Annotated in this window: 17 protein-coding genes; 1 reads left to right on the forward strand and 16 read right to left on the reverse strand. The window is 37.3% G+C overall.

Going from position 1 to position 13,793, the window contains the following annotated elements:
- Positions 1-192: 192 nt before the first annotated feature.
- The 9 genes from MKY98_RS17640 to MKY98_RS17680 form a co-directional block, all read right to left on the reverse strand.
- Positions 193-558: a hypothetical protein gene (locus tag MKY98_RS17640; protein WP_069010409.1), complete on the reverse strand. Its 366-nt coding sequence runs from the start codon at positions 556-558 to the stop codon at positions 193-195.
- Positions 559-725: 167 nt separating this feature from the next.
- A complete protein-coding gene (locus tag MKY98_RS17645) occupies positions 726-1,322 on the reverse strand; it encodes a class I SAM-dependent methyltransferase (RefSeq protein WP_069010408.1) in 597 nt (198 codons plus the stop codon).
- Between the two features lie 21 nt (positions 1,323-1,343).
- Positions 1,344-1,799, reverse strand: a complete 456-nt coding sequence (locus tag MKY98_RS17650; RefSeq protein ID WP_069010407.1) for a DinB family protein — start codon at positions 1,797-1,799, stop codon at positions 1,344-1,346.
- Positions 1,800-1,822: 23 nt separating this feature from the next.
- A complete protein-coding gene (locus tag MKY98_RS17655; RefSeq protein ID WP_209018384.1) occupies positions 1,823-2,140 on the reverse strand; it encodes a GNAT family N-acetyltransferase in 318 nt (105 codons plus the stop codon).
- Positions 2,141-2,383: 243 nt separating this feature from the next.
- Positions 2,384-3,001 carry a hypothetical protein gene (locus MKY98_RS17660; protein ID WP_141695435.1) on the reverse strand — a complete coding sequence of 206 codons (618 nt, stop codon included), beginning with the start codon at positions 2,999-3,001 and terminating at the stop codon, positions 2,384-2,386.
- A gap of 27 nt (positions 3,002-3,028) precedes the next feature.
- Positions 3,029-3,616 (reverse strand): hypothetical protein, encoded by a 588-nt coding sequence (locus MKY98_RS17665; RefSeq protein WP_256026025.1) that lies wholly within the window; start codon positions 3,614-3,616, stop codon positions 3,029-3,031.
- 933 nt (positions 3,617-4,549) lie between these two features.
- The gene (locus MKY98_RS17670; RefSeq protein ID WP_069010404.1) at positions 4,550-4,963 is read right to left on the reverse strand and encodes a GNAT family N-acetyltransferase; all 414 of its coding nucleotides are present in this window, start codon (positions 4,961-4,963) and stop codon (positions 4,550-4,552) included.
- A gap of 88 nt (positions 4,964-5,051) precedes the next feature.
- Positions 5,052-5,501 (reverse strand): GNAT family N-acetyltransferase, encoded by a 450-nt coding sequence (locus MKY98_RS17675; RefSeq protein WP_069010403.1) that lies wholly within the window; start codon positions 5,499-5,501, stop codon positions 5,052-5,054.
- A 302-nt stretch (positions 5,502-5,803) separates the two neighbouring features.
- Complete coding sequence (locus MKY98_RS17680) at positions 5,804-6,361, reverse strand: TetR/AcrR family transcriptional regulator (protein WP_029515451.1); 558 nt, start codon at positions 6,359-6,361, stop codon at positions 5,804-5,806.
- Positions 6,362-6,601: 240 nt separating this feature from the next.
- Here MKY98_RS17680 and MKY98_RS17685 point away from each other — a divergent pair, with 240 nt between their 5' ends.
- A complete protein-coding gene (locus MKY98_RS17685) occupies positions 6,602-7,351 on the forward strand; it encodes an SDR family oxidoreductase (RefSeq protein ID WP_069010402.1) in 750 nt (249 codons plus the stop codon).
- A gap of 242 nt (positions 7,352-7,593) precedes the next feature.
- Here the strand turns inward: MKY98_RS17685 and MKY98_RS17690 are convergent, their stop codons facing one another.
- From MKY98_RS17690 to MKY98_RS17720, 7 genes are all read right to left on the reverse strand, one after another.
- Positions 7,594-8,049 carry an NUDIX hydrolase gene (locus tag MKY98_RS17690; RefSeq protein ID WP_029515453.1) on the reverse strand — a complete coding sequence of 152 codons (456 nt, stop codon included), beginning with the start codon at positions 8,047-8,049 and terminating at the stop codon, positions 7,594-7,596.
- Between the two features lie 276 nt (positions 8,050-8,325).
- A complete protein-coding gene (locus MKY98_RS17695; RefSeq protein WP_029515454.1) occupies positions 8,326-8,715 on the reverse strand; it encodes a hypothetical protein in 390 nt (129 codons plus the stop codon).
- 194 nt (positions 8,716-8,909) lie between these two features.
- On the reverse strand, positions 8,910-9,596 hold the full coding sequence (locus MKY98_RS17700) for a hypothetical protein (protein WP_069010401.1): 687 nt from the start codon (positions 9,594-9,596) through the stop codon (positions 8,910-8,912).
- A 117-nt stretch (positions 9,597-9,713) separates the two neighbouring features.
- Entirely contained in the window at positions 9,714-10,067 is a 354-nt protein-coding gene (locus MKY98_RS17705; RefSeq protein WP_069010400.1) for a hypothetical protein, read from the reverse strand.
- A 215-nt stretch (positions 10,068-10,282) separates the two neighbouring features.
- Positions 10,283-10,651, reverse strand: coding sequence for a hypothetical protein (locus tag MKY98_RS17710; protein ID WP_069010399.1), 369 nt, complete (start codon positions 10,649-10,651; stop codon positions 10,283-10,285).
- Between the two features lie 221 nt (positions 10,652-10,872).
- The gene (locus tag MKY98_RS17715; protein ID WP_029515457.1) at positions 10,873-11,223 is read right to left on the reverse strand and encodes a hypothetical protein; all 351 of its coding nucleotides are present in this window, start codon (positions 11,221-11,223) and stop codon (positions 10,873-10,875) included.
- 773 nt (positions 11,224-11,996) lie between these two features.
- The gene (locus MKY98_RS17720; RefSeq protein ID WP_069010398.1) at positions 11,997-13,718 is read right to left on the reverse strand and encodes a helix-turn-helix domain-containing protein; all 1,722 of its coding nucleotides are present in this window, start codon (positions 13,716-13,718) and stop codon (positions 11,997-11,999) included.
- Between the last annotated feature and the right edge of the window lie 75 nt (positions 13,719-13,793).

A 13,793-nucleotide genomic window follows, 5' to 3' on the forward strand; every position in this document is an offset into this window, starting at 1 on the left:
AGCCGAGTGAAGCGACCTTATATAGAATTCCAAAGCTGATTTTTTTCTACGTCCTGACGATTTGGCGTAAGTTTCTGACTGGTTCCACATCTCCCGAAATTCTTCTACCAGATTGAGATGATAGCCGGTACAAAAATACGTTGTTAACTGGAACTTATTTCGCCTTCGAATAGCATCGCATTGCTCTATGCACTATACGTTCACCTCATCCCATCTATAAATAACATAGCCGAGTTGACATATAACTAGTAATAAATAAATTACGTTTATACATAGATATATTTTAATTTTTTTCTTGTATTTATGTAAATCTACTTCTTCGTTCACTTCTCTTTTCTTTATTTTCTCTCTCCAACTCATTAATCTTGAGAATTCTACTGCGCCTAATACTCCCCATAGCAATGTAAATACTAAAAATACGGCATTTACTAGAGACAATAATATCCCCATTCCTACATCCATTGTTCTTATTGATCTAAAACAAATATGCACCACTAGTGTCAGACTAAATAATCCCAAGCCTATAATACTTACTATCGGTTTATCTTGCATTCTCATTTTTTATTCCCTTCAGTTCCAAATACATGTAACGTTTCTTTATTCACGATGTCCCAGCGCTTTAAGATTAACAGTCCGGCTGCCACTTGCGGTAGCTAAGCGATGGGACATGTCTGTTGAATTACTTCCTCGAAATAGCTATCCAATATTTTGAACAACTATATATCTTAATTCATATTCTTTCTGTTGTTCTCTGCATGTATCAGAGTTTCTCTCATGGAACCCGTTTCTAATATATTCAAATCATTAAAATGTTCTTTTAAATCTTTTTCAGTAAAGAAGTGAGCATATTTCCCTTTCTTGTATTCATATGTTCCTTCCTCAACTTTCCTACCCACACCATTATTAGAATCACGGTCAGAAAAACACGTAAAATACATCACTCCCTGTTCCTTCAAATGCATCACACAATTCTGTATCAATTTTTTTCGGTCTTCTAACAAAAATAAATGTAATAAATCATAACAATATATGCCGTCATACCTTTTGCTTGTACTAAACTCTAACACCGATTCTTGAATAAAATTCGTTCTTAAATCCCATTCTTTTGCTAGATCTATAGCTGAACTAGATATCTCAATTCCATCAACCTGAAAATAAGAAGAAAACATCTTGGTATTTCTCCCATACCCAGAACCGGGAACCAAAATATTATGTGCATTATTCTTTTTGAACAAATCTATAGCTTGGGTTACAGTTTGACTTGGTTCACAACCCCAAATCATTCCTTCTTCAGCAAACCTTTTGTTCCAATAATCTCTCATATTATTCACCCGCCTATATACTCACATAGCTCTTCTTTTAAGCTCATCAATCTGTCTGATATGATGTTGATCATGCCAGATAAAATCTCTTAAATATGATATTACAGTAAACTTCCCGTCAGCATATTCTTTAGTAAACTTGTCGTCTTCAAAACTCTCTATACTCTCCAATATCATGTTACGGTACTGAATAGTCATTTTAATTAATTCTTCTTTCGTTTTTGTTTTTCCATATTCAACAGCATCCTGATTAAATTGTTCAAAATCCATATGTGTTAATGTCAGAGGTTTATTGTTCAATATCGGATTTATGGCTGCTTCAAAAAAGTATTTATCCCACAGCAGTATATGACTTACGACATCCTGAATTGACCATTTACCTTCAGTAATCGATATGTCCCAATCCATTTCACGAATCCCAGAAACAAAACGATTCCATTCTTTGAAATCCTCTAGTAACTGCGACTTCTCATTCATGGTATCACACTCCTTTTTTCAAATTATTCATTGTTCCTTTGCCATTCATCTGTTAAAATCGCATGTTGATATGCATTATGCCAAATGGGTTGTCCTTCTTTTCGCATCAACAAGCGCTCCAATAATCTCCACGATGAAGCGTTTTCTGGATTACACATCGCAATAATCCGATGAGCCTTTAACTCTTCAAATCCATATTGCAATACTCTTCTACTTGCCTCAGTAGCATATCCATTTCCATAGTATCTTGGGTTGAATATGTATCCTATTTCCCATGTTAAAAACTCAAACGGTACGGTTTGATTAAAGTAAATGTGTCCTATCATTTTATAAGTAATCATGTAGATCATTCCAATCATCAGATCGAAAATTTCTTATAAGTAATCTTTCTGACGCTAAATCTATCATAATTATCGCCTCTAATACGTTTATTTAGCCTTTGCCTGAATTACTTTTACCGATCATTTAAACCCTCTCCATTGAGAATTTTCTGGATACATTTTTCAACCCTTGACTCCCGAGTTTTGGATTGTTTGGGTGCAGAAAAATACATAATAGAACTACTACGACCTGGTATTCTTCATTCATTCTATCTGCTCGTATCCTATCCAGCTCATTTCCTCAATGTTTAATAATTCTTTAAACTCTTCTACTAACTGATGCTTAGATTCCAGTTGTGTATAGTAATTATTATTCAAAATATCGTCTAATTGTTTTATTCGCTCATTATCTAGTTCAAAAAATCTAAATGTTTTTAGATTGCAATTTGTAAACTGTTTTGCTATTTTCTCATTGTATTCATTAGATCCCAAAACTTCTTCAATTAATTCAGTTCTGATTTTGTCCCCTCTAGGGTCGACATATAAAAATTCAATGTGATCTTCCTCTGGATATCTTTCTTCTGCAAGCTTAATAATTGAAGTATCTAATAACACATATGATATATGAAGACTTGCTATCTCTTGTGAATTATAAACTACACGGTATCCCCAACAGTGATCTTCAAAATTATAAAAATATAACACTGGGATTTTTTCTGAGATTTGAAATAGACTTTCTGGAATTTCTTCACTTTCTTCTGTATCTTTGGTTACGAAAACAAACCATTTGTCATTTAAATCCTCCGCGTATATAGGATCATGCTCAAGAATTGCTTCTTTATATTTCAATAGTGATAAGCTTCCTGAAGTCAATTCACTCATTTGTTTTGGCTCCTTTTTATTCATATTTCACTGATATTCTTCAAATTTATATTTTGTTAATTTATTTATTTCAATTACTTGTTCTTTATTAAAATAGCCCATTAGGCAACCTTGATCTAAAATTGAAATATACAATTTCATGGATTGTTCAGTCTTTATTAGTTCGTTAAATTTCTTGAATATCTCCATATCCAACCAATCATCATATACTTTCATTTCCCATCTGATAAGTTCATTAATATATTCAAAAGAGACCCATGCAGTACCATTCTGAATATCTACGTAATCCGTTATATTATTTAAATTAAGTTTTGTCATATTCTCTAATCGTATTATTATTCTTGCATAGTCTCCATGGTCCTCAATACATTCAGTATCTAAATACCAAATTTCCTCAGATACATTTATAAATTCACCATTCACTTCAACTTCTCCACCTAAAGTAAGTAGTAGCAAGTTGTAGGGATCTTCTTCATATTCATTTCTCGAAAATTCTTCCAAAAGTAATTCTTTTTTTAAATCTGCACTCATGAAGATGCCCAATTCAGAAAGTTTGTTTAGTTGATCTTCAAATATTATTTTCTTCTTCTTAAATAAACCAAACAACTTAAACACCTTCTTTTTATGGTTTGCGTCCCTTTTCTATAACGCTTGTATTCATGAGCTCCGTCAGGGGTTGTCTGCTGAAATTCCTCTTCGATATCCAGCTCGCAGACCAAGATTCCATAGGAGCTAACGAAACATAACTTCTTCGATTCACTTACAAAATCAGCCCTTTATCATCCTCGCCTTCGAGCTGTTTATAATTCTCAATAAAATATCTATAAGCAATTCTCTTAATCGTAGACAAAATTGCTTCGCATGAAAATGCCAACATTTATTTGTAATCATAATCCCTTAATGATAGTTCTTGAACAATTTTTCTACTGTCCTTTATTCTTAGAATTTGCTTCGGTTTATCATATATCCAAGCAAGCTTTATACAATATTCAATTAATATGGATTTTATTAAAGGTCTATATAAGTTAATGTAACAACATTCTTTCCAGTCGAACGAAATTTCAATAAAAGAAGTTTTATACTTCCTTGAATAAGCTCTAAACAATACCTCATAAGGTTTCTCATCAACAATGCAAATGAATTGATAATGTCTAACAATGATTGGGATTGCTTTTTTTTGAAATACTTTCATCATTCACCTCAACATTACTTTATCAGCAATTATGTCTAATAGCGTTCTTGTGTTCCTGAACCCGAGAAGCTTAAAGAAGCGTAGCGACTGGCTAGCTTCGGTTCTTAGCCTCGCAGGATTGTCTACCTGACTTTCACTTTCAGGAAAACGATGTTATGTGATACCTCTAGTTCTTATTTAATATATTCTTCAATCCTTGTTTAATATTATTTGGTCTCGTCTATTCTAGATTACTCTATTAAAAAAATCTCTGTAGTCTAAAGTCAATTCCTTTTTTAGTTCTATATTGGAAGAAATACACCACATATTATTAGCACTCTCTTCTTAAAATGCTTTTTACATTGATTTCCTCAACGTCAATTTTTGTTTAAATCCTTTGTCAGTATTATTTCCAGAGGTTCATTCTCAAACATTAAACATCCAGCATCTCTATATCCAAGCTTCCTATAAAAATGTTGAGCTTCTTCATTTGAAAGTGTTGAGGTCATAACCATTTCAAAACCTTTTTGTTTCATTAATTCCTCCCAATAGTGGACAACTTTTTTACCAATACCTGTTCCTCTATACTCCTCATCTATCCATATCATATTCATAAATGGTGTGTTGTCCCAGAAAAATCCGTATCTCATCCAACCTATTTTTTGATTGGATTCTCTGATTATTAGAATTTCATTTTCTTTTATTTTTGGTCTTATCAGTGTCTTATGTATGTGCTTGTCTCTTAACAAGATGTACTCATAATCAGATTCAATCGCAAAATCAATCTGCATTGTAATCCTCCCTTTCACTCTTTTCATCGAATATCTTCTTTGTAACACTCAGCACTGATGTCTCATAACGTTTGTACATTACATAAGTTTATAAAGTCTTTTTAAAAATGTATAAGTCACCTTCTTCTCTAACCTTAGTAAACCCACACTTTGAATAGAAGTGATGATTCTTCACACTCCAGCTAGGAGTATCCAGCCACCATTTAGTGCTGTCCGGAAATTTATTTTCAATTTTCTCCATCACCTTCGTTCCGATTCCTAGATTTTTAAAATTTGGATCAATAAAGATCCTTCCTAGATTATGCACTTGATTACATTCTACAAATATCATAGCTCCCCCGATTATTTCTCCATTAAAGAGCACCTTGAAATATTCGCAATTTTGCATCATCTCTTCTTGCCAACTTATGGAGTCATATCCTATGGGCCCAACGGTTTCGTTATTATTAAAATGCTTTGATTCATCCTCAAAACTGGCCTTTTGTATTTCAGCAAGTCTTTGCGCATCATTTTTTCCAGCTTTTTCTAATGTCAGCACCAAACATACCTCCATTATCTTTTTATTTTTTCCAGGGTTGTCTGCTAAAATGCCCCCCCAAAACTCTATACCAGCAGGTCAAGGCTCCGTAAGGATTCGATGCTTGAATATTATGTTATCAGAAGTTACCGAACTTCTTCATTATGCATTCAAAATCAATCTGCAATTTTTTTATCAGCGAATTTTCTTATATGGTCTTTTTTTATTTTGTAATTTGATTATTAGTTCATCTGCATCTCTTTCACTTTTTTGAGCTTTTAGTGACTCTTCTTCTGTTATTTCTATTTCTATCATTTGAACCACTATTGTTCGTGTCCCTCGACACCACGGTTCAGCAAATTCCAAAATTGTTCGACCATGACCGATGCCGGATATGGCATTGAACGGGTAATCCACCATTCCAATACCCCCACTGCCGCTGAAATTAAAAATTGCACCGTAATGTCCCTGTTCATATCCTGATCGAGGTTGATCGAATCCAGATGCTCGCACAGACTTTGCCGGAACATTGTCTCTATTTGGTTTCGAAAAACCGTACTTCCCTTGTTCGTCAGCATTATTGAGTAGAATGAAGCATGCTGCTCCAAATATTCAAACGTACGCAGTAGTGCGGTTTTGGAAGGGAGATGAAAGAAGTTATCTTCAGACATACAATTGCGTAGTAACTCTTTAATTTGAGCTTCCATGCATTGATCGCGCAGATCGTACTTATCAGCAAAATGCAAATAAACCGTTCCGCGATTGACATTCGCTTCCTCAGCAATTTGATTGATCGTAATTCTCTCGAATTCCTTTTCTGACATCAGCCTCATAAAAGCATCAATAATGGCTTGCCTCGATTTTTGAATACGCCTGTCCATATCCTTCTCCCCTTTGTGCTATCCGAAAAAATGAACACTTCGAAGTCCTCTGTTGAAAAATCAACAACCACGCTTGTTTTAACCATTGAACCCCATATACCGCTCTGATACATTCACTTTATAAAATTTATGTTGATGATTCAACATATGTTCAATTTTAGTGGAGCTGTAATCATGAAATCTATTGTTTTACAATCTTTGGAATGATTTAAATCACATTGAATTAGGAGGGTTTAAAAATTGAAACTTACAGGAAACACGATTTTTATTACAGGCGGCGGTTCGGGAATTGGACGTGCGTTAGCAGAAGCTCTCCACAATCTTGGAAACAAAGTTATTATCGCCGGTCGACGTAAAGAGCGTCTGGAGGAGACGATCAAAGCGAATCCCGGCATGTCCGCAGTGGAATTGAATGTACAAGACCCTGCCAGCATAAAGGCGGCCGCCAAGCGGTTAATCAAAGAATACCCGGATGTTAATGTCTTGATTAACAACGCCGGCATCATACAGTCTGATAACGCGGCAGGCGTGATTGATGAGGATGTTTTGATTTCGACTGTCACGACAAACTTTCTAGGTCCCATTCGGTTGATTTCTGCATTCATCGAGCATTTGAAGTCCAAAGAAGAAGCCGTTGTCATCAACACGACTTCGATACTTGGATTTGTACCATTAGCGACAACTGCTGTATACTCCGCGACAAAGGCAGCACTTCATACCTATACGCTGTCCCAAAGGTACATGCTTAAAGACACATCGGTAAAAGTAATAGAAATTGTACCCCCATGGGTTCAAAGCAACAACGATGAACCGCGTGCGATGCCACTTGATTCATTCATTGATGCAACAATAAAGATACTTGGCACGGATACAGACGAAGTTCTGGTGGAAGAAGCGAAAATGTTTCGAAATAACCCTGGCCCGAACGAAGGTGTTTTTGTGACCCAGCTTAACGATTTGATGAATTCTGAACCTCCAAAGATCCATTGATCCATCTGTAATTCAGTTTTTAAAAATTTAAGCGAGCATGAAGTAAACACTCATCTCCGTCTACTTCATGTTCATTTTACTGCAACTTGCACGTGGAATAAGAAAAAGCGCCAAGCGGCCACACCCATGTTTACCTCTTAAATAATTTCGTTGATTTCACATAATGTAGGGAATTCCCGAAGTTCAAACAGCCCTTTGTTAGGTGATGTCGGGGACATCCTCGATTTACTAAAAAAATGTTTTCATGATCTTACTTCATTTAAAAATCTTGTTATTATCGGTAGGTCGGGAGGACTTATTTGATTAGGTATCTTGTTTAAATCAAAAAATCGTATATCTTGTACTTCAGCTTTATCACCTTTAATTATTCCACTGTATTCTTTACATATATAAGCTGCAACTACGTTATATACTTCATCTCCATGCGGATATCGATAGTAGAGTTCCGGGCCTGAAAATATATCAAGTAATTCTAACTCTTCGGCTTCTAAGCCTACCTCTTCAAAAAGTTCCCGGCTTGCAACCTCCTTCATATTCTCACCAGGCTCCATTGAACCTCCTGGTAATCCCCATAGACCATTGTCAGTTCTTTGCTGCAATAGTAATCGTCCCTCATCATCTATGAGAATCACACATGCTCCTGCCATAATTATAGGTCGGGTACCTACTAACTCTCTTAATTCTCTTATGTAATTCAATTTCTTCACGCCCCTTTGAGATCCTTCAACAGACCAAGGCTCCGTTAGGAGCCACTGCTTGAATTTAACGTTATATGACGGATTCACTTCTAAAATCTACTTTCGTCAATGGATAAGGCACGTAGTCCGGGTGGCTCTGCTATTTAGCCGGTTGAATGTTTCCGTTGAATCCGCCCTTCCGAAATGCATCTTCCGGGCTAAGGGTCGGGCTTGTCCCGGCCAGATGAGTTGAATGCTATGTTAAATAACGTTGACTTTTTTCGAGTTAAGTAATTATTATTCTCGTTTCCATTTATGTGTTTCGAGTAGTTTTCCAGTTTCATAAAAATACTTTATTACTTCAAGCATAGGAATTAATTCTATACAAATGTTATCGCAATAATTGCCTAACTGGCCACCAGCAACCAGATGAATTTCACCGTTTCCCTGTTTATTGTTCATAAGAGTATATATATTACCATCAATTGTAATAGACACTATAAAATATTCCGGTCCGCCTCCAACCAATGCTGAATCTGTATCTGATACCTCAAAAAAAACTAATGTAAATTTATCTCCATCGAGTTTTTTAAAAAAACTTAAAGTGTCTGCCCACGTAGGATTCATAACTATTTCTTCATTGAATGTGGTCCCAATCCATTCATCAATACTAATAGATTTTATCACTTTTTCTTTTCATCCTTTTTAGATGGTTTTATTTATTCGGGGGCTTTCATCTAACGATTCTACATTCACGATCCCAGCGAGTGCTCAGGTGTCCTACAGTGATCTCCTTTTCCGAAATCCTTCTGCCGGGCCGAGGGCGTATGCCGATGTGTGATACTATGTTATCAGATGAACTATGACAATTTTGAGGGTATCTACAAAATTTCTTCTCCCTTTAATATTTCATTTGAGAACTGGTCCACAGCCAACCACGTCGAAACATCCTCTTTGATATTCTTATTCCAAGCAACTAAAAAATGTACTTGGCATATCTCATTAGAATCAATTAGTGTCATAGGAATTTTAATGCCTTTATCAGAACTTAGGATAAAACCGTGCTTTTCAAAGTCAGAGTTTAAACATAGCGATTTAGGAATCATATCTCCTTGATTTCTTCTTGCCATTAACATATCCCCGTCTTGTGTCCCCAAGTGTAAACGGTATATCTGATTCTCGTATTCGACAGCTTCAAGATCTTCCCCAGTATTAGATCCATAATCTGTCCAACTGTAACCCTCCTTCCAAGAAGCAGAAAAGCTGCACGTACTTATTTGAGTGTTCGCATGAGGCTTTATTCTAAAAACTGCTCCCCAACATTCTTCTACTGTCAGATGTAAAGCGAGATTGAGCTTGGGTCTACAGACAACTAGCTCACAATCAAATGAATCATAATAATATTTATATAATGATCCACCATTTTTGAGTTTATAACTTTTTTCTGGATAATAGAAGTTATCAGAGACTGTGATTGAAAATTCAATTATTCCAAGAGGAGTATGTATTTGTGGCTGTAAGAGATTGTTTTCTTTAATTAAGACTTGTTCTCCATGAAATAGCTTCATTATTTTCCTCCTCATAGTTTTTCTAATAACGTTCCTGTATGCATGAACCCCAACTCGCTGGCCTAGGCTCCGATATTATGTTATGCGAAGCTTCTTCGAAAACTTTTGAACCGATGTCTACAATTCTTTGTTTAAAATAAACTCAAAATCTTCATCAGACACTAAATGATTATCTTTTATAAATGTCTCTAACTCATTCAAATAATTATTACAGAGTTTGATATATTTATCTCCATATTGATATTGAATCTTATTTGAATTGGTTTCAATATTAATGATTTCTTTACGTGCTCTTCTTAAAAACAATATTGAACTTGTATAATTATCACTTAGACATAAAGAAATTGAATTGTTAATATAGCAGACCAAGCCATAGAATACAGAATTTCTTCTTAAGCCTGTCCATTGCTTATGATTCTCTTCTGTATTTAATTTTTTGGCTAACTCAAAGACATGAGAATTCAAAAACATCTGGTATTCCTCCATCTCTAAGCAGTTTCGCATAACGTTCTTGTATCTACGAATCCGAGAGGCTTAAGGCGCAAAGCGCCGGGTCCATCGGACTTAGCCTCGCAGGGTTGTGAGCTGATCCCGCTTCTCTCTCTGCTTTCCACTTCTAGTGAATCAAGGGCAACGGCCGCAGCGTAGATGCGATGTTATATGAGGTCAGTTCTTCTTCAAGCCAACTAATAATTATGCTTCCTTGCTAGTTCCCACTTCATGAATAAATTTATATCACTTATAGCATCTAATATTATTCCTGTATGTTCTATATTATTTTTTAATTCTTTCACAATGATTGGTTTTACTAGTCTTTTATCTAACTGTTTTTTAGTTCTTGCTATATGTGCTAATCCCAATACAGAATTCGCTCTTACATTTGGATTATCATGTTGTGCTGATTTAAGACATATATCTTGAGCAAACTTCCAATTGTGATGATACATTCCAACTGAAAGTGGTAAATATATAAGTTCTTCTACTTCTTGACGAGTTAAAATATCTTTTATTTCCTGATCTGTGTATTCCTTGATATGCTTGTAAATTCGCTCCATAGTACTTGCTCCTAAATATAATCTTTTATACCTAGCTGATTTCACGTAACGTTTCTGAATTCAAGACGTCCGGCGTATGCCGGATATGTTCGGCTGATTCTACTTCATGGCTTCTCAACTTCTGCCGAACCGAGGAGCGAATGCGACGATGCTTGAATGTGATGTTATGCAAAGTACCATTACTTCATTGAATCTACTTAAAAATCCTGTATAATTCACCATCACCATTCTCTCCATTCTTCCGTAATATCTTGATCCTCCTCAATTTCTAATCCAGCTAGTCTTGCTGCCTTATCTATAAATTCAGCCAGTTCTTCACGTTCCATCGTTTCAATAAAATAGTCGTTCTTTTCATTCAATTCATTAAACGTAATTACAATTTCTTCTACAGCCTTCATAATACTTTCAGGATGTGTAGTTTCTTGTAATAATATTAATTGGTTTAGATAGTTATCCAGGACTTTATCACACATTAATAATCTCTCTTCCGTAAAAAGGTCATCTCCGTATTCAACCATTCTTTTGTTCCACAATTGAGTTGGTTTTTCATTAAATAGGTCCTGTAATGTCATTGGCATATCCCTCATTTTCTTGTTTTTGTTTTAATAGATTTTTAAAATTACTGCATAGTATTTCGCATATGAGTTTGCTTACTAACTTGCTTTTCACTTCACTTATCTAATTTTTTCTTTGATTCATCTTTTTTCATCTGTTAGTACACCCTTAATGAAAGACCAAGTACGGTCATCACCCGGTCAGTACAATTGGCTTAGAGGGTTTATTCCCTTCTAAGTCTCAGGTAATAAAAACCCACCTCCGGCTCTTAACCTTTAGGTGATTTTTTGCCTTCTCTTGTTGTTATTGATGTATGTCAAAAGTGCAAGAATAAATGTTCAAAATAGTAACATTAGAGTCACCGCATCTTTTACATCCATGGTCTCACTTTTCGAAGGAAAACCATGCCCACCCAAGAGTCAATTGTATCTATATTTTACCTGTATTCGCGAGTGCAAACAAGTGTTCTCATTTATTTTCTTGCATTTTTCTTTTATTCTACTTGTTATCCATCATTTCTAGCATATAACGTTTCTGTGTTCACGATGTTTCTCTGACTTATGCGAACGAAATGAGCGGCCGCCGTGCGTATGTGTCCGCCTGCCCCTCCCTGGCAATCCTCTTTGCCGGACCGAGGAACCGCCAGGCTCCGATGCGTGGATATGATGTTATCTGATGGATTGCCCATAAAAAAACAGTTCAACTTTCCCTCTATGACATAAGGCAAAGATGAACTGTCTTTAGTTCCTGTTAAAATCTCTATGCGCACAAGTAGCAACTTCTTCTCCCATCAAGCCAACAAAGCCTGAGCGATCTGATCCACAATGCCATTGATGCCTGTGGGTCCATAACAGCCAATCCATGTCGCGGCATCGACCGAGTGTATGTGCTGGCGCTCAACGGTATCAAGCATTCCCCAGACACGTTGCTCTGTTGCGGATATTCCCTCCTGCATGAGTTCATGGCTAAGCAAGAAGTAATGGCTGGCGTGTACAGCCGGTAGTCTGTCAACTGAGATGTGATAGGCCGTGTCGGAGGTATCTGCCACAAATAACGGAACAGGCAGACCTAGATCATGGTACAGCACAGCCCCTGTACGATGAGAGGCAGAATGCACGCGAACCAGAGAATCCAGCGGACGGATCAGTGCGACGCTCTTGCCTGCCAGAACGGGAGCAAGTTCTTCGGACAGCAATGTGGTTCGTCGGTTATAATCCGCTATAATACGCTTTGCCTCTTCTCGTTTGCCTGTCAGTTCACCGAACAGAGTCAGAATAGTCTGCCAGTTTTCATTGCGCTTAAACATGAGAACTGGAGCGATCCGGCTTAACTGTTCATAGTGCGGCTCATGCACCTCGGTGCAAATAATTAGATCCGGAGACAGTCGTTCCACTGCAAGCAGGTCGGGGTACTCATATGTTCCGAGTAATTCAGTATTCTGAAGTCCTGCCCTGATCGTTTGAGGGAAATGTAACACTGCATTGCCTAGTCCTACGCTACCTGCTGGAGAGAGCCCCAGCGCAAGCAAATGATCGGCATATTGCACATCGAGTACAGCGATACGCTTCGGAGATCCGATAACATAGTATTCCCCTCGCATATGGCATATCACCGAGCCTTGGGCCGACTCATATGAAGAAGCTGTGCGGTTCAGCTGCAAGGAATGAGCATAGTCTATATCTGTTTTCGAAGCGGCATCAAGCCTATAACGCAGCGGAGGGATGCCATAATATTTCTTAAACGCCCTACTGAAATAATACATGTCGCGATAGCCCATTCTGTCAGCAATTTCACCGATGGGAGCATCCGTGTGACGCAGCATCCGCGATGCACTCTCCATGCGCAACTGAATGACATACTCAGTCAGTCCGAGCTGCTTCTCTTGTTTGAATCGTCGCTGCAGCTGTCTTAAGCTGCATCCAGCAAGGGCTGCCAGCTCTTTAAGCTCCAGATTCTGGCGATAATGCGACGCTATATATGAAGCGACAACATCCACCATGTCAGACGCTTCTCCTCCCTGATCACGTTCGTAATCCATGATCAGTTCGTAGATCATGCCCTGAAGCAACGCATTGGCATGAAAACGTTCCATCCCTTCGCCACGACGCCATTTGGCAACGATTTTTTCTGCATTCTCGATCCATTCTGCTTGGGTTACCGAATTTTGCACAAATGAAGTGCGCAACGGATGTTTTCGATATGAAGGCAAAACAAGAGAGGCTCCCTCCATAGAAGAAGCCTTGTACATGATCACGATATAATAAATGTCGTCTGATCTGGCCGTCAGCGTTAAGGATGTCCCCTTAACAACATGACCAGCAAAAGAAGCTCCAATGTGGCAAACCTCACCATTCATTGCAAGCTCCCCTTCCCCTCCGTATGCCAGCAACAACACATTCGAAGTTAATTCCGTTTCGCGAAGAACACTGCCTGTCTGCAAAGTACCGCTATACTCGTCAAGCATCTTGATCGTTGTATCACTCCATAGACTTGTCTGTTCTTGTAGCGGCATTTCTCTCATCTCCTGACAATAGCATCCTTTGCTAGAGTGACTCGCATGACTGGGCTTAACCAATTAACTACAACC

Source organism: Paenibacillus sp. FSL M8-0228, from assembly GCF_038007385.1.
GTDB classification, from domain to species: Bacteria; Bacillota; Bacilli; order Paenibacillales; family Paenibacillaceae; genus Paenibacillus; species Paenibacillus polymyxa_D.